12 protein-coding genes are annotated in these 15905 nt (G+C 63.4%); 6 read left to right on the top strand and 6 right to left on the bottom strand.

Annotation, left to right across the window (positions count from 1 at the left end):
• Positions 1-18: 18 nt before the first annotated feature.
• The 4 genes from AC1DQR_RS06240 to tssH all read right to left on the bottom strand — a co-directional run bounded on the left by AC1DQR_RS06240 (position 19) and on the right by tssH (position 5473).
• Positions 19-504: an Hcp family type VI secretion system effector gene (locus AC1DQR_RS06240; RefSeq protein ID WP_416048475.1), complete on the bottom strand. Its 486-nt coding sequence runs from the start codon at positions 502-504 to the stop codon at positions 19-21.
• A 126-nt stretch (positions 505-630) separates the two neighbouring features.
• Positions 631-2124, bottom strand: coding sequence for a type VI secretion system contractile sheath large subunit (gene tssC, locus AC1DQR_RS06235; protein WP_477132732.1), 1494 nt, complete (start codon positions 2122-2124; stop codon positions 631-633).
• A gap of 49 nt (positions 2125-2173) precedes the next feature.
• Positions 2174-2707, bottom strand: a complete 534-nt coding sequence (gene tssB / locus AC1DQR_RS06230) for a type VI secretion system contractile sheath small subunit (RefSeq protein WP_416048474.1) — start codon at positions 2705-2707, stop codon at positions 2174-2176.
• A gap of 39 nt (positions 2708-2746) precedes the next feature.
• On the bottom strand, positions 2747-5473 hold the full coding sequence (gene tssH / locus AC1DQR_RS06225) for a type VI secretion system ATPase TssH (protein WP_416048473.1): 2727 nt from the start codon (positions 5471-5473) through the stop codon (positions 2747-2749).
• Positions 5474-5804: 331 nt separating this feature from the next.
• Between tssH and AC1DQR_RS06220 the strand changes: the two genes are divergently transcribed.
• The 6 genes from AC1DQR_RS06220 (at position 5805) to AC1DQR_RS06195 (ending at position 11992) form a co-directional block, all read left to right on the top strand.
• Positions 5805-6431, top strand: a complete 627-nt coding sequence (locus AC1DQR_RS06220; RefSeq protein ID WP_416048472.1) for a TagK domain-containing protein — start codon at positions 5805-5807, stop codon at positions 6429-6431.
• A complete protein-coding gene (locus AC1DQR_RS06215; RefSeq protein WP_477132731.1) occupies positions 6418-7236 on the top strand; it encodes a type VI secretion system accessory protein TagJ in 819 nt (272 codons plus the stop codon). Before AC1DQR_RS06220 ends, AC1DQR_RS06215 begins: the two co-directional genes overlap by 14 nt.
• On the top strand, positions 7229-7750 hold the full coding sequence (gene tssE, locus AC1DQR_RS06210) for a type VI secretion system baseplate subunit TssE (protein ID WP_416048470.1): 522 nt from the start codon (positions 7229-7231) through the stop codon (positions 7748-7750). Before AC1DQR_RS06215 ends, tssE begins: the two co-directional genes overlap by 8 nt.
• A gap of 4 nt (positions 7751-7754) precedes the next feature.
• Complete coding sequence (tssF, locus tag AC1DQR_RS06205; protein ID WP_416048469.1) at positions 7755-9632, top strand: type VI secretion system baseplate subunit TssF; 1878 nt, start codon at positions 7755-7757, stop codon at positions 9630-9632.
• A 2-nt stretch (positions 9633-9634) separates the two neighbouring features.
• Positions 9635-10672 (top strand): type VI secretion system baseplate subunit TssG, encoded by a 1038-nt coding sequence (gene tssG, locus AC1DQR_RS06200; protein WP_477132730.1) that lies wholly within the window; start codon positions 9635-9637, stop codon positions 10670-10672.
• Positions 10673-10918: 246 nt separating this feature from the next.
• Entirely contained in the window at positions 10919-11992 is a 1074-nt protein-coding gene (locus AC1DQR_RS06195; RefSeq protein ID WP_416048467.1) for a type VI secretion system protein TssA, read from the top strand.
• A 64-nt stretch (positions 11993-12056) separates the two neighbouring features.
• Here AC1DQR_RS06195 and AC1DQR_RS06190 read toward each other — a convergent pair whose 3' ends face one another.
• Positions 12057-15110, bottom strand: coding sequence for an ATP-binding protein (locus AC1DQR_RS06190; RefSeq protein ID WP_477132729.1), 3054 nt, complete (start codon positions 15108-15110; stop codon positions 12057-12059).
• Between the two features lie 80 nt (positions 15111-15190).
• A complete protein-coding gene (locus AC1DQR_RS06185; RefSeq protein WP_416048465.1) occupies positions 15191-15856 on the bottom strand; it encodes a response regulator in 666 nt (221 codons plus the stop codon).
• Between the last annotated feature and the right edge of the window lie 49 nt (positions 15857-15905).

Raw genomic sequence — 15905 nt, 5'->3', positions numbered from 1 at the left:
GCGGATGGACGGAGTCCGTCAGGCTTCCTTGTTGCCCTTGATGTCATAGCCCGCGGTCACGGCACCGCCGCTGCCGCCCTGGGCGTTCTGCACCACATACTCCTGCTTCACTTTGGAGAACGACAACGACACCTTCTCGCGCATGCGCACTTCGTCGTCCACCGAACCCCTGGGGCTCACCAAGGTGACGATCACATCGGTCATGGTGAGCTTCAGGTACTCAAGCGGATTTCCACCGGCCTTGCGCACCACCAGAACGGCCTCGTTGATGTGCTTGCCCGTCAGGCAGTACTTCATCAGGTTGGGCGAGGCGCGATCGATGAAGTGCTCGAAGGTCATATCTGACACGGTCGCCTTGCCGGCACCGCCGCCGCTGCCTGCGTGCATGGTGGACTGCTGCTCGATGCTCCATTCCCAAGCCAGCACTTCGACTTCGTTCTTGTGCGACGTGTCCTGCGACTCGCCGTCGATGCCATTGATCTTCAGGAAAATGTCCTGTGCCATTGCAAAGCTCCTTCACGTTAAGACAGGTACTTCAGACAAAAACCACAGCTGCTCCCCCGAGCCTGCCTGTCGCAGGCCCGTTCGGTAGAGTCCGTGGGGATTCGGTTTGGATTCGGCCGGTAAGCCTTATGCCGCGTCCTTGACCGATGGCAGGCGGGCCACCAGGCGCAGCGACACCGTCAGGCCTTCGAGCTGGAAGTGCGGACGCAGGAAGAACTTGGCGCTGTAGTAGCCCGGGTTGCCTTCCATTTCCTCGACCACCACCTCAGCGGCTGCCAGCGGACGGCGGGCCTTGGTCTCCTGCGAGGAGTTGGCCGGATCCGCGTCCACGTAGTTCATGATCCATTCGTTGAGCCAGCGCTGCATGTCCTCGCGCTCCTTGAAGGCACCGATCTTGTCGCGCACGATGCACTTCAGGTAATGCGCGAAGCGCGAGCAGGCAAACAGGTACGGCAGGCGAGCCGACAGGTTGGCATTGGCGGTTGCGTCAGCGTCGTAGTATTCGGCCGGCTTCTGCATCGACTGCGCGCCGATGAAGGCGGCATAGTCGGTATTCTTGCGGTGCACCAGGGAGATGAAACCATTCTTCGACAGCTCAGCCTCGCGACGATCCGAGATCGCGATCTCCGTCGGGCACTTCATGTCGAGGCCGCCATCGTCGGTCGGGAAGGTGTGGCACGGCAGGTTCTCCACGACACCGCCGCTTTCCACGCCGCGGATCAGCGTGCACCAGCCATAGAGCTTGAACGAGCGGTTGATGTTGACCGCCATCGCATAGGCCGCGTTGCTCCACACGTACTTGCGGTGATCGGCGCCATCCGTATCTTCCTCGAAATCGAATTCATCGACCGGGTTGGTCTTGATGCCATAGGGCAGGCGCGACAGGATGCGCGGCATGGCCAGGCCCACATAGCGCGCATCTTCCGAGTTGCGCAGGCTGTTCCACGGCGCATACTCCAGGTTCTGGAAGATCTTGGACAGATCTCGCGGGTTGGCCAGTTCCTGCCAGGAATCCATCTGCAGCACGGATGGCGAGGCGCCCGCGATGAACGGCGCATGGGCGGCCGCCGAGATCTTGGCCAAGGACCCCAGCAGTTCCACGTCGGGCGGAGTGTGGTCGAAGTAATAGTCGGCGACCAGGCAGCCGTACGGCTCGCCACCGAGCTGGCCGTATTCCTCTTCATAGACGCGCTTGAAGAATGGGCTCTGATCCCAGCCGATACCCTTGTAGCGGCGCAGGGTGCGGCGCAGCTCTTCCTTCGACACATCCATCACGCGGATGCGCAGCTTGTCGTCGGTCTCGGTGTTTGACACCAGATGGTGCAAGCCGCGCCAGGCGGACTCCAGCTTCTGGAAGCTCTCGTGGTGCAAAATCAGATTGATTTGCTCCGAGAGTTTTTTGTCGATGGCGCCGATGATGGCCTCGATGCTCTTGTAAGCATCGTCGCTCATCGTGAATGCGCTGGCCAGCGCCTGTTCGGCCAGGGTCTTGACGGCCAGGTCGACGGCTTCGCGTGCCTGGTCGGTCTTGGGAGAGAACTCGCGGCTAATCAGTGCCGCAAAATCCGAATGCTCAGCCGTCACGACGGCCGGTTGTTGTTTTTGTTGGGCGGAAGCCATGGAATCCTTGCTTAATGAGGTTGTTCAGGTAGGCAAGCAGCCGATCCAGTCAGGACTGCGGCGTCAGGGTTTCGTCGTCATTCGCCTTCGGCTTGGGTGCCTTGGCGAGCGACTGCAGCAGAGCCGGGTCTTGCAGCAGTTGATTGATCAGCGATTCCGCCCCCGACTTGCCGTCCATGTAGGTCTGCAGGTTGGCGAGCTGCGTGCGGGCTTCCAGCAGTTTCCGGAGCGCGTCGACCTTGCCGGCCACGGCCGCCGGCGAGAAGTCCTCGATGCTCTCGAACGTCATGTCGACCATGAGTTGCCCTTCGCCGGAAAGCGTATTGGGCACGGCAAAGGCCACGCGAGGCTTCATGGCCTTCATCCGCTCATCGAAGTTGTCGATATCGATCTCGAGGAACTTGCGATCGGCCACTGGCGGCAGCGGCTCGGCCGGCTTGCCCGACAGGTCAGCCAACACGCCCATCACGAAGGGCAACTCGATGCGCTTCTCCGAGCCGTAGACTTCGACGTCGTACTCGATCTGCACACGCGGCGCGCGGTTGCGTGCGATGAATTTCTGCGAACTGTTCACAACAGACATGGTTCTCCCCAGCGGGTTACAAGGACGTGCCGCACAGCTCTAGGCCGCATCGGCTTTGGGATACGCCGGCCCAACAGGGTCGTGGCCGGGACGGTATTCGGCGTGATAGGTCAGCTCGGGCGAGCCGCTGCCGGGCGGGCGGATGTCAATGGCGGCCAACGCACGTTTCTCTGACAGCGCCGACAGCCACAGCCGCGCAAGTTGCGGCTGGATGACCTGCTCGATGAAGCTGATCAGTTGCCGGGCGCCGGTCTCGGCAACCGGACATCGTTCGACAATGGCATCGACCACGGCGCTGCCATAGGTGAGCGCAATGCCATGCTGGTTGTGCATGCGCGCCACCACGCGATCCAGATGCACCCGCACAATCCGGCCGAGGTTGCCGGCCGCGAGCGGGAGGTAGGGCACCACCACCAGCCGGCCCAGGAATGCCGCAGGAAATACCTTGCGAAGCTCCGGCATCAGGGCATCCCGCAGGGCGGCCGGCTCTGGCATCAGCGCAGGGTCTTCGCAGAGGTTCGCCAGCAGATCGGAGCCCGCATTGCTGGTCAGCAGCAGGATGGTGTTCTTGAAGTCGATATGGCGCCCTTCGCCGTCTTCCATGTAGCCCTTGTCGAAGACCTGGTAGAAGACTTCGTGCACATCGGCGTGGGCCTTCTCGACCTCGTCGAGCAGCACCACGCTGTGAGGCCGCCGGCGCACCGCTTCGGTCAGTACGCCCCCCTCGCCATAGCCGACGTAGCCCGGCGGCGCGCCCTTGAGGGTTGATACGGTGTGCGCCTCCTGGAACTCGGAGAGGTTGATCGTGATGAGGTTCTGCTCGCCGCCATAAAGGGCGTCTGCCAGCGCCAGCGCGGTCTCTGTCTTGCCAACGCCAGAAGGGCCGACCAGCAGGAACACGCCCACCGGCTTGTTGGGATCGGTGAGTTGCGCACGAGCGGTCTGCACGCGCTCGCCGAGCTGCTCCAGCGCATGGTCCTGGCCAATGACGCGGGCGCCGAGCGTGCATGGCAACTGCATCACGGCAGCAACCTCATCGGAGACCATGCGTCCCACGGGAATGCCCGTCCAATCCGCCACGATCGCGGCTACCACGGCCTCATCCACCTCGGTGTGGACGAGAGGCGGCCCTGCCTGCGCGGCACGCAGGGCCGCCTCTGCCTCCGACAACGGCAGCGCCTCGCCGGGTTGCCCGCCATCTGCGCCCGGCCGGCCTTGCGCGATGGCCTGCAGCCGTGCCTGCCTGCGCGTCACCAGCTCGACGGCCAGGGCCCTCTCCTTTTCCCAGCGCGCCTCAGCCGCCGCCAGATCGGCCTTGACCTGGCTGTGCCGGACTTGCGCGGCAGTCGTCGCGCGCGGGTCCGGCTTGCCGAAGCCGCCGTCCTTGGCAAGCAGCGCGCACTCGGTCTCGGCCGCGGCCAATTGCTGGCGCAGGTTGTCCACGACCGCCGGTGGCGCATGCAGTGACAAGGCAACGCGCGCGCAGGCCGTATCGAGCAAGCTGATTGCCTTGTCGGGCAACTGCCTGGACGGAATGTAGCGGTGCGACAATTTGACAGCGGCACGCACGGCCTCGTCGCGGATCCATACCTGGTGGTGCGCCTCGAACGTGTCGACCAGCCCCCGCACCATCGCGACGGCCTTGGCCTCTTCCGGCTCCATGACCTGCAGAACCTGGAAGCGGCGCGTGAGCGCAGGGTCCTTCTCGATATGGCGCTTGTACTCGCTCCAGGTGGTGGCACCGATCGTGCGCAATGCCCCGCGGGCCAGCGCAGGCTTGAGCAGGTTGGCGGCGTCCCCCGTACCGGCCTGCCCGCCAGCGCCAACCAGCGTGTGGACTTCGTCGACAAACAGAATCACTGGCTTGGCAGACTTGGCCGCTTCCTCAAGCACCCCTTTCAGGCGCGCCTCGAACTCGCCTTTCATGCTGGCACCGGCCAGCAGCGCCCCGACATCGAGATTGAGCAGCCGGATGTCTTTCAGGCTCGGCGGCACCTCGCCAGCGGCGATCGCCTGCGCCAACCCCTCGATGACCGCGGTCTTGCCAACTCCGGCCTCCCCGGTCAGCAACGGATTGTTCTGGCGGCGGCGCAGCAGGATGTCCGTCATGGTCCGAATCTCGTGCTCGCGCCCGATCACGGGGTCAAGCCGCCCAGCACGCGCCTCCTCGGTCAAGTCCCGGCAGTAATGGCCCAATGCGGACCTGCCCGAGCCAGCGGGCGCCATCGCGCCACTGGCCTCGCCCGGCGTGGCGGGGGCCAGCCCGCTGCCGTCGTAGGCAGCTTCGCTGCTCTCCGGCGACTGTGCGACCAGAGCCGGGACCGACTCGACCAGGTCGTCAGCGCGCACGCGTGCGAACTGGCTGGATATCCCCAGTACCGTGCGGCGCAACTCGGGCGTCTTGAGCAGCGCTGTCAGCAAGTAGCCGCCACGCACCCGGTCGTCGGCAAATGCGAGCGTCGCGTACACCCAGGCTCGCTCGACGGCCGCTTCGATCTGGAACGCAAAGTCGCTGATCGACGTGGCGCCGGCCGGCAGCGCCGCCAACGCGCGGGCCAGGTCGGCTTCCAGCGCAGGCAAGTCCGTGCCTGCATGCCGCAAGATCCGTTGAAGGTCGCCATCGGGAGCCTGCAGCAACTGATGCAGCCAGTGCGCGAGTTCCACGTATGGGTTGCCGCGCAGCTTGCAAAAGGCGGTAGCGCTTTCGATGGCTCGGAACAGGGTGGGATTGAGTCGGCCAAACAGCGCCTGACGCGAGATATCCATTTGATGCCTTGTTCTGCTCTCTTCTGCATGGGATGGGCCGGCATGGAGTGGCTACGCACCGCCCGAAGAGAATGTGAATTGAATTCTTTTTTTAGGATATGAGCAAATCTCGTCACTCGTAAACACCTATTTTTCACGAACGATAGGTTCTAGTTCCCCACAATCAGTCAATAGGACAAGTATTAATTTGCATTTCAAAATTCTTAACTCTCATCTGAATTCATTGGGAAAATTCCTAAAAATTGATTTACATTTTATCCAGTGATGATTTGCGACTATCATTCTTATTTTTTCGATGAGGCCCCGGCCCGCACACTACCGAGGAGATGCCATGGACGAGCTGGAGAAGCTCTTGAACCTGTCGCCGTCGAGAGCGTTCCGGTCGGGCATCGGTGACGCCACGGGCGAAACGCGGTCTCCGCAGGCCGCTGAGCAGACACCTTCGACCTCGGCACCAGACCCGTTCGCCATGCTTGGACCCGCCCGCAGCGAGCCCAAGCCCGCGCAGGCAACGGACGCGGAGCGCGATGATGTGCTCGACGCCTTGATTCAAGAAAGTGAGGCAGCCCTGCGCGATCCGAATTATGTGAGTCCGTTCAGCCAGCCCCTCACGGGCAGGTCCGCGCCTGCCATTGCAGCTGAGCCGCAGTTCGATGCCCTGGCCGCCGACTTCGGGGCAGGCTCGTCGCTCCTGCAAGCGCTTGCCGGCCGGCTGCCGATAAACACGCTCATCGGCCCGCTTGGCGACCTGGAGGCACTGGAGCTCCCCGCGGCATCCGCATCGGATGACGTGCTGTGGCTGTTCGCGGGAGATATCGTGCCGACGCGGCGCCGCGACGTCACCGCCGAGTTGACCCGGCGCGAACACCACCTTGTTTCGATGGATAGCGCCTACCGTCCGGCGCTTGCGTCGCCCCACACTTCACCAACCGGAGAGCATGGTCATGACGGACAGTAGCCCGACGCGTGCCATCGGTGCCGTTCTTGGCAAGGCCGGATCCATCGCGGGCGCGCTGGCCGCAACAGAGGCTGATGTGCGCCGGCAGCCCGGCAGCTTCGGCGCGAGGTGGAGCCTTTTCCAATGGCTGTGCGTTGCCGGCGACTGGCAGCGCGCGCTCCGGCAGTTGCAGCTTGCCGCCCAGTTGGCGCCGGACTTCGCACAAACCGCACACGCCTATCGCGAGCTGGTCCGGATGGAAACGTTCCGCAAGGCAGTCTTTGCGGGAGAGTGCGAACCGGCTTACTTGTTGCCGGCGCCCGGGTGGCTCGAGCGGCTACACGCGGCGCTTGCGCTGGCTGAGGCCTGCGATGTTTCCGGCGCGGACCGCAACCGGCATATTGCGTTGTCCGATGCCTCGGACACGCCTGGGTGCCATGACGGTCAAGCTTTCGCGTGGATCACCGATACCGACACGCGCTTAGGGCCCACTTGCGAACTAGTCGTCGCCGGCCGCTATACCTGGCTGCCGTTTGCGCAGATGCGGACGTTGCACATGCGCCCCCCAGCGGGGCTGCTGGACCTGCTATGGCGACCGGCCACCGTGACCCTCGTCGACGGGTTCATGGCGCGCGGCTTCATCCCTGTCCGGTATCCGGGTTCGGAGCTCGGCAGCGACGCCATTCGCATGGCGCGAGAAACCACCTGGAGCGAAACCGGCGAGACCGGAGTGATTGGCCTTGGCCAAAAGACCTGGATGACCGACGCCGGCGACGTCTCCCTCCTGGAGATTGCCATATTGACGCTTGGTGGCATCCATGACTGACCGCCGCGCACCGCGCCGCCCACATGCGCACCTGTTGCCGACTTTGTTTGATCGCCTGCATGACGAAGCGCCGCATCGGCAAGCGGAACGCGCCGACGAATACACCTTCACGCGCGCGCAGATGCGCGAGATCATCCAGCGCGACCTGACCTATCTGCTCAATACAACCAATCGCGAAGATGAGATGGATCGCAATCGCTATCGAGCCGTGGCAAGTTCCACGCTCAACTATGGGGTTCCTGCCGTCGCGGGCACTTACCTGTCCGAGCACAAGTGGAGCGACATCGTCAACATCATCAAGCGCGCCATCCTGGATTTCGAACCACGGCTCATTCCAGGCAGCCTGGCCGTAGCGCCGTTGGAGAAAGAGCATGCGCCACACCGCTACAACGTCCTGCTCTTCGAAATCCACGGGCTGATCCACATGGATCCCTATCCCATGGCGTTCACCGCGCAGAGCTCACTCGATCTGGAAACCAGCCGGATCAGCGTTAAATCCATCCACGCCACCTGACACCATGGATCCGCAACTTCTTGAGTACTACAACCAGGAGCTCGTCTACATGCGCGAGCTGGCTGGTGAATTCGCCAGCCAGCACCCCAAGGTTGCGAAGCGGCTGGGCATGCACGGACACGAGGTAGCCGATCCCTATGTCGAGCGTTTGATCGAAGCCTTCTGCTTCTTGACCGCGCGAACCCAGATCAAACTGGATGCGGAGTTTCCCCGTTTCACGCAACGCCTGCTGGAAGTGGTCTATCCCAACTATGTGGCGCCCACGCCGGCAATCGCGGTCGCCCAGTTCCACCCCAGTGAGAAAGAAGGAGACCTTGCCCGTGGCGTCGTGGTTCCCCGCGGCACAGCCCTCAAGGCAGGCATTCCCGATGGCGAGTCGACGGCATGCGAGTTCCGCACCACGCAGGATGTGCAACTCTGGCCATTCGAGATAGTCGAGGCAAGGCTCACCGGCATCCCACCCGACATCCCGGGCCTGGAGCGCTACGTGCCTGCGCACGTCACCGTGCTGGGGGCCCTGCGCCTGCGGCTGCGCATTAACCGCGACACCACCTTTGCCCAGCTCCCGGCGGTCGACTCGCTAGCCGTCTACCTTCGTGGCGATGAGCACATCGCCAGCCATCTGCTGGAACTCGTGCATAGCGCGGGCATCGTCTCCCTGATCGGTCAACCCGGGGATATGGGCAACAAGCCCTCCGCAGTCAGCAAGGACGCTGTTTCCCTGCTCGGGTTCGCTCCCGGAGAAAGTGCCCTGCCGCTTGCGTGGAACAAGTTCCATGGGCACAACCTCGTGCATGAGTACTTCGCGTGTCCTCAGCGTTTCTACTTCTTCAGGCTCAACGGCCTGGCGCCCGGACTCGCCAGGATCAATGCCTCGGAGGCTGAAATCGTCCTGCTGCTCTCGAAGCCGGGCAATCCGGCTGCCCACGTCGATGCGAGCCAGTTTGCACTGTACTGTGCGCCCGTGGTGAACCTCTTCCCCAAGCGGACCGACCGCATCGAGATCCACCCGGGACGAACCGAGTTTCACATGGTGCCGGACCGCACATCGCCCCTGGACTTCGAAATCTACTCGGTCCAGAAGATCTTCGGTCAGAAGGCGGAACACAGCGAGGCCATCGACTTTCGCCCCCTCTTCGCCACCCTCAACGGCGATGAAGGGAATCACGGCCGCTATTTCTCCATGCGGCGGGAGCGGCGCGTGCTGTCCACCCATGCGCGCAAGTACGGCACCCGCACCGCCTACACCGGTAGCGAAGTGTTCCTTTCACTGGTGGATCAGAACGAAGCTCCCTATCCCGACACCCTGCGGCATCTGTCAGTCGAAGCACTGGTCACTAACCGCGACCTTTCCAGCCTGGTGCCCCGTAATGGCCGCAATGACCTGCGCGCGCCTGATTCCGTGCCCGTCGCCAGCGTCGGCCTCATCCGCCCGCCTTCCGCTCCGCGTGCGCCGTTCGCCGAGGGAGAGACCACCTGGCACCTGATCCGGCAACTCGGGTTCAACTATCTGTCGTTGACCGATCTTGACCATCGCCAAGGCGGCCAGGGCCTGCGAGACATGTTGCGTCTGTTCGTGGCAAGCGAGAACAAAGCACAACAACGTCAGGTTGAAAGCCTGATCGGCTCAAAAGTCAAGCCGGTCACGCGCCGGCTGCCGGACAACGGGCCGATCATCTACGGACGCGGCATTCAATGCCAGTTGACGGTTGACGAAACCGGCTTCTCGGGCATCAGCCCCTACCTGTTCGGTGTTGTCCTGGAGCATTTTCTTGCTCGTCACGTGTCGGTGAATTCGTTCACTGAAACCGAGATGACGTCAATCCAGCGTGGTCTGATCCATCGCTGGCCGGCCCGCATGGGCACCCGTAGCGCGGCATAACCATGTATCGGGGATTCGACGACAACGCGCCGCCGCCAGCCAGCGCACAGGCGCCGGCCGTGCAATATGCCGGCCAAGCGCCGTGGAAGCTGAGCTTCTTTGGACTGCTGAGGCAACTGGCCGCCCACCGCCCGGAATTGCCCCCGGTCGGGCAGGCGCGCCGGCCAAGCGACGAGCATTTCCGGATCGGCCAGCAAGCCTCCCTCACCTTTGCCCCGCGCGAGATCGCCCAACTCCAGCAAACGCGAAGCGGGCTCAAGATTCAGCTGTTCGGCCTTGGGATGCTGGGCCCGAACGGGGCGCTGCCGATCCACTTCACGGAAATCGTTCGCGAGCGCAGCGAGGCAAACCGTGACAGGACCACCGCCGATTTCATTGACCTGTTCCACCATCGCGCACTCACCCAGTTCTACCAGGCATGGGCACGCGGGCAATCGGCTGCGGGCCTGGATCGCCGGGATGGCGAGGTGTTCTCCCGCTATATCGGATGGCTCGCAGGCAGCGAAGCCGACGAAATCACCGGCCCCCTTCCCTCGCATGCCCGTCTGGCGGCCAGCGCTCACCATGTGCGCGAAGCCCGCAACCCGGATGGCATCGCCAGCACACTGGCGCACTTCTTCGGCGTGCCGGTCAGGCTTGAAGAGTTCGTGCTGCACTGGATCGCCATCGACACGGCAGAGCGCTCTCACCTCAGTTGTCCAGGCGCGCCCAGCGTGATGGGACAGGGTGCCATGCTCGGCGAGATGGTGCCCGACCGCCAGCACAAGTTCCGACTGGTGATCGGGCCGCTAAGCCTGCAGCGGTATCTGAATTTCACGCCCAACGGGAGGGATCTGCCGTTGTTGATCGAATGGGTGCGCTCGTTCGTCGGCTACGAGTTCGTCTGGGAGGTCGAACTCCAGGTGATTCCGGACTCCGCGCCGCCGGCTGTTCTTGGCGCGGCGGAGGGCCTGGGCTGGTCCACCTGGCTGGGTGAGCCGGACCGCAGCCGCGCCATCACCGGCATGGTCTTCGAGCCTGAGCAGTATGCAAGGCACTGATCATGTCTTCTGCCAGCAGCATGTCTTCCTCGCGAATCCTGACCTGACACGTGGGCGGGCATTGTCAGACCGGGAGCCGCTGCGGCGAAGCCATGCCATGTGCAGAGCCATCGGAGATCCAAGGACGCCCTCCTGCACTGGCAACCTATTCGTCGGGATGTTCTTCGATGGCACCGACAACAACGAGGATGAAGACTACTGGAAGCACGAAAACGACCCACGCCACCATCCACCCACTGCACTGAGATGACTGCCAAATCCAAGATCACGCCTTCGGCCAACACGTCCATCCCCTTTCCGGAGCTGATGGAAGCCATCACCAAAGAGAAACCTTGCGGGGACGATCTGGAGTACGACCCTGAGTTCGTTTTGCTCCTGGCCAAGGCGGCGCCGAAACCGGACGCCCAATACGGGGACTTCGTCAGTGCGCCGGAGGCGGTTAGCTGGGCGGAGCTGGAGCGCGACTGCCGGCGACTGCTGCTGCGCACGCGCGATATTCGCATCCTGGTGCTGTTGCTGCGCTGCCGGGTCCGGATGGATCACGCGGCAGGCCTGCGCAATGGCCTGGCACTATTGGCGCAACTGTTGACGAAATGGCCTGACGCCATCCATCCACAACGCGTGGTCGACGGTGAGGCCGATCTCGCCTTGCGCGCCAATGCGCTAGCTGCGCTCGCCGATCCGGCGGGGTTAATGCAAGACGTGCGGGATTTGCCGATCATGGCCAACGGCGCGCTGCGGCTACAGATTCGGGACGTGGAGCGTTCGCTCGGCATGCCGCGGCCGGCGGATGCCATGGCACCGGAATCGGTACGCCAGCAGTTGCAGGCTGTGCGCCTGGAGCACAGCCTGACTCTGGCGGCACTGGACGAAGCCGCAGGCATCGCATCGGCCATTGACGACTGGGCCGGCAGCAACCTCCCCGATGTCCGGCCCGATCTGGGGCCGTTGTTGAAACTGCTGGGCATGGTGACCAGCACAGCCCACCCCGCGCCTGCCCGGGCGGTGGCCGAACGCAATGCCATGCCGCCCGCTGAACCGGACCCGGCAAGCGCCGCCGGCTCGTGGAGCCGCATCGCCGCTGCCAATACCGCGCAGGCGACCGCAGCCGCCCCCGGGTCGGCCGAGTTGCCAATGGATCGCGGCGCCGTCCTCTGCGATATTCGTGCGGCGCGACGATGGTTTGAGACGCATGAACCGAGCAGCCCCGTGGCGCTGCTGCTCAAGCAGGCCGAACGCCTGGCAGGCAAGCGCTTCGATGAAGTATTTCAGGCGCTTCCTGCCGATCTGGTGGAGCGCTGGGTGCAGGACGCTCCTTGAGCCAGCGCCTGTACCCGTTCCGCCGCGTGGCCGGACGGCGACGAAACCGCCGCGATGACCGCCTTCAGGCCTTCAACTCCCCCAGCGCATCCTCAATTTCCTGCTGGAACGCTGGCCATAGCCCCTGGAAGCTCTCGAGCCCCTCGCTCCTGACCAACTGCTGCAGGCCGATGCATAGTTCCGCCAGGGTCGCATTTCCCACCAGTGCGAAGCCTCCGCTCAGCGAGTGCAGTGCATTGAGGACTGCGTCGGCGTTGCCCGCCCTCAAGGCATCTGTCATGGCCGCCGTTGTCTCCCGCGTGGCAGCGTGCATTGCCTCGCAGACCTGAGGAGTGATCGGCAATTCGGGCGATTCCGAGCATTCCGGCAATGCCTTGTCACTGGCGGATTCTCCCGGCGCGCTTCGGCCAGCATGCGAGCGCAGAACACGCCCCAGCACCGCGAGCGGCAGGGGCTTGACCAGCAGCGTGGAAATGGACGATTCCAGGCTGCGATGCGCCTGTTCGGGTGTGCTATGCGCGCTCATTGCCACGACAGGCAAACCGGGATATTGCTGCCGGATGGCCGATGCCAGGGCATAGCCATCCATCACCGGCATGCCGATGTCCGTCAACACGACGTCATACTGCCTTTGCGCAAGCGCCTCCAGTGCCTTCGCGCCATCCTCGACAATCGTCGCGTCAAAGCCGAGTTGCTCGAGCTGGTCGGCCAGCATGGCACGGGTTGCGGGGTGGTCTTCCGCGACAAGCACCTGGATGGGCGGCTCGCCGTCACTGGACGCCAGCGCGCTTGCGGCGTCCGATGCCTTGGCTGCCGCTGCTCCGCCGGCCTGCGCTACTTGGGGAGGCTCCTCCGTGCGTTGCAATGGCCACCTGACCGTGAAGGTGCTGCCCTGCCCCGGCGTGGAGTTGACCGAGATATGGCCTTGCGCGGCTTCCACAATGCGCTGGCACAGCGGCAGCCCGAGGCCAGTGCCTCCGTAACGTCGATGGATGGAACTGTCAGCCTGCGTGTAGAGCGCGAACAGGGTTGGCACGACGGACGGATCCATCCCGATGCCGGTATCCGCAATATCGAACTGCACGACAGATCTTTCGTTGTCTTGCAGAAAGGCGGCGCGAACGGCCACATGGCCGGATTCCGTAAACTTGATCGCGTTGCTGACCAGGTTGGCGATCACCTGCCGGATCCGGGTCGGATCGCCAAGGAAGTAACCGGCGACACCGGGCGAGATTTCACAAGTCAGCGCCAGGCCTTTGGCCTCCGCAAGCGGCGCGAACGTGTCGCGCACATTCTGCAGCAGCTGGTCGCAACGGAAAGGAATGGATTCGAACGTCAGCTGCCCCGCTTCCACCTTGGACACGTCCAGCACGTCATTGATGATGCGAAGCAGCGAAGCGGACGACGACTCGACGATCTCCAGCCTTCGCCGCTGACTGGCAGACAATGGCGAGCGCCCCATTAGCTCCAGGCAGCCGATCATCGCATTCAGCGGCGTACGGATCTCGTGGCTCATGGTGGCAAGGAACGTGGACTTGGCCTTGTTGGCCTGGTCCGCCGCCTGGCGCGCCTCCCTGAGCTTCTGCTCCGTCTTCTTCTGCGCGCTGATGTCGAGCAGCGCGCAAAGCAGAGYCGCTTCCCCGCGATACTTGACATGCGTGAAGTTCACCAGCAGATGCGTCAAGGCCTGCGTGCCCGCCCCGATGGTCAGCTCCTGGCCGACCAACGGCCGGTTCCTGTTCGGCCGGTCCGGACGCGCTTCCGACGCGCGGCGATAGAGTTCCCACATGCGCCGGTTCAGCGGCGGCTCGCCAACCTGCTCGGCATACCGGGCCATCACGTTGTTGTCCACGATCACACTGCCATCGGCCTGCGCAAGCAGGCTAAGGCCCACCGGCGCGGTATGGATCAGCGCACGGTTGAGCTTCTGGCTCTCCTTCAGGCGCACTGCGCGTTCATACGACGGTAGAAGGATCTTGCGGCGATAGATGACAATGCGGATCCACAGCAACAACCATCCCACCAGGGCAAGGGCGCTGATCGTCAGCAGCCGATACTTCAGGCCGGCCAGGATCGTGTACGGCGTATAAGCATAAACGAGCGTCCAGTCCGTCCCCGGAAGGCGGTCACTGATTTTGAAGATGCCATCCCTGAAGGTTTGTTGCACGCCCGGCCGCGCCGCAACAGTATGCGTGGCAGCCACATGGTTGATGAAGTCGCTGCGCTCGGCGTCAGGCGTCAACAGCACCTTGCCGTGCCCGTCGAGAATGGCGAACTCGCCCCCCTCCTCCGGATTCTCCAGGCCATTCAGGAACCGGCCCGGACGCCTGTTGGCAACGAGGATGGCCAGCGGCTTGTTATCGTTGTCAAACAAGAACTGTGCGAAGCGGACCACCAGCTCGCCCGAGAGCGGATCAAATTGCGGCGCCAGCCAGATCACGTCCGCCGGCGTGGCTTCGGGATGCGCTAGCGCGGCCTGCGTGAGGCTGACGATGTCCGGCCAGGCCTCCTTGAACAATCCGAGCGCATCGGGCAGGCGGGACAGTGGTGCAGCGTAGCCGCTTCCCGACCGGAGCAGCGTAGCCAGGAAATCCCCTCGCACGGAAAAGAAATAGGTGTTCGCGGAAAGCTCGGGCGTGCGCGTCAGCACGACACTGGATTTGATCTGCTTCTCCACCAATGCCAGAAGCGGCAAGAAGCTCGCAGCGGGCCGGGCATCGCTGACCTCGGTGGCCACGGCATAGACCCGGCGGCCCGAATCCTGAATGATCCGCAACTGGCCATTATTGGAAAGGTACTGTTCACGCAAGGCTATCGACGGCAGCGCCTGGCGGTCCCACACGCCTTCCGCATAGCCCGTGCCCCGCTTCAAGATCGCGCCGGCCCCTGTCATGCTGACCAGGAGCCTGGATTCCTGCGTCAGGAAGCCAGCGCGCGCCGCCGCATTGTAGTCACTGGCCGCCATCCACAAGGCCAACACCGAGCACAGCAGGATGAAAGCCGATAGTGCGGCACCACCGCCGTACAGCAGGGTGAGCTGATACCGCTTCATCAACTCAGGATTGAAATCGCGGCGGCCGAGGGAAATGCGGTGCCTGACAAGGGGCTTCAGTTTCACGGCGAAGTTGACATTATTCTGCTTCTGTTGGATCTATCAGGCGCACAGCCCGGCAGCACGCGACCCAAGGCGCGCCGGCGTCACGCTTCCTCTTGGCCGTCTTCCGGCTCCGGCTGCGTCTCGTTGCCGCTGTAGCGGATCAGATCCGCATCGCGCGTGACCCCGAGCTTTTTCATTGCCGCAACCTTTTGCGCGCTGATGGTCTGCTTGCTACGATGCAGCTGGGCAGCAATCTCGCCCACCTTGTAGCCCGCCCGGAACAATCTCACGATTTCCGCCTCCCGGGCACTCAGCTTGCGCGTGGCGCCAGGGTCCTCCTGGTCTTCGAGCAAGGACGCAACGGTGGGCGACACGTATTGCCCACCGGTATAGGCGGCATGCACAGCGGTGACGATATGCGCCATGGCATCGGACTTGCTCAGTATGCAGGTCACGCCAAGCGTCTGGATGGCGCGCAGCACTGAGGGATCGTCCACCATGGTGATGGTCACGATGTGTACCTCGGGGAAGCGCCGCAAGATCGTCGAGATGAGTGCCTGTCCGTCGCCGTACTTGCCGTCCGGCATGACATAGTCGAGCACCAGCACGTCACACGGCTGCTTGCCGAGCGCATCGACCAGTTCCGTGGAATTCGAGGCTGTGCCGGTTACCTCGATGCCGCCGGCCCCCTGCAGAGAATGTGCAATGCCAAGCAACGTGACTGGGTGATCGTCCGCCACCATGACACGCAAATGAAAGTCATCCATCAAGCCCCACGCTTGTAGAAAGTTGCACAAGACCCCAAGGTGCCAATGG

Source organism: Cupriavidus sp. 05L411, from assembly GCF_056398045.1.
Note: the sequence above shows the minus strand (reverse complement) of the source record. Positions and strands in the feature narration are given on the sequence as shown.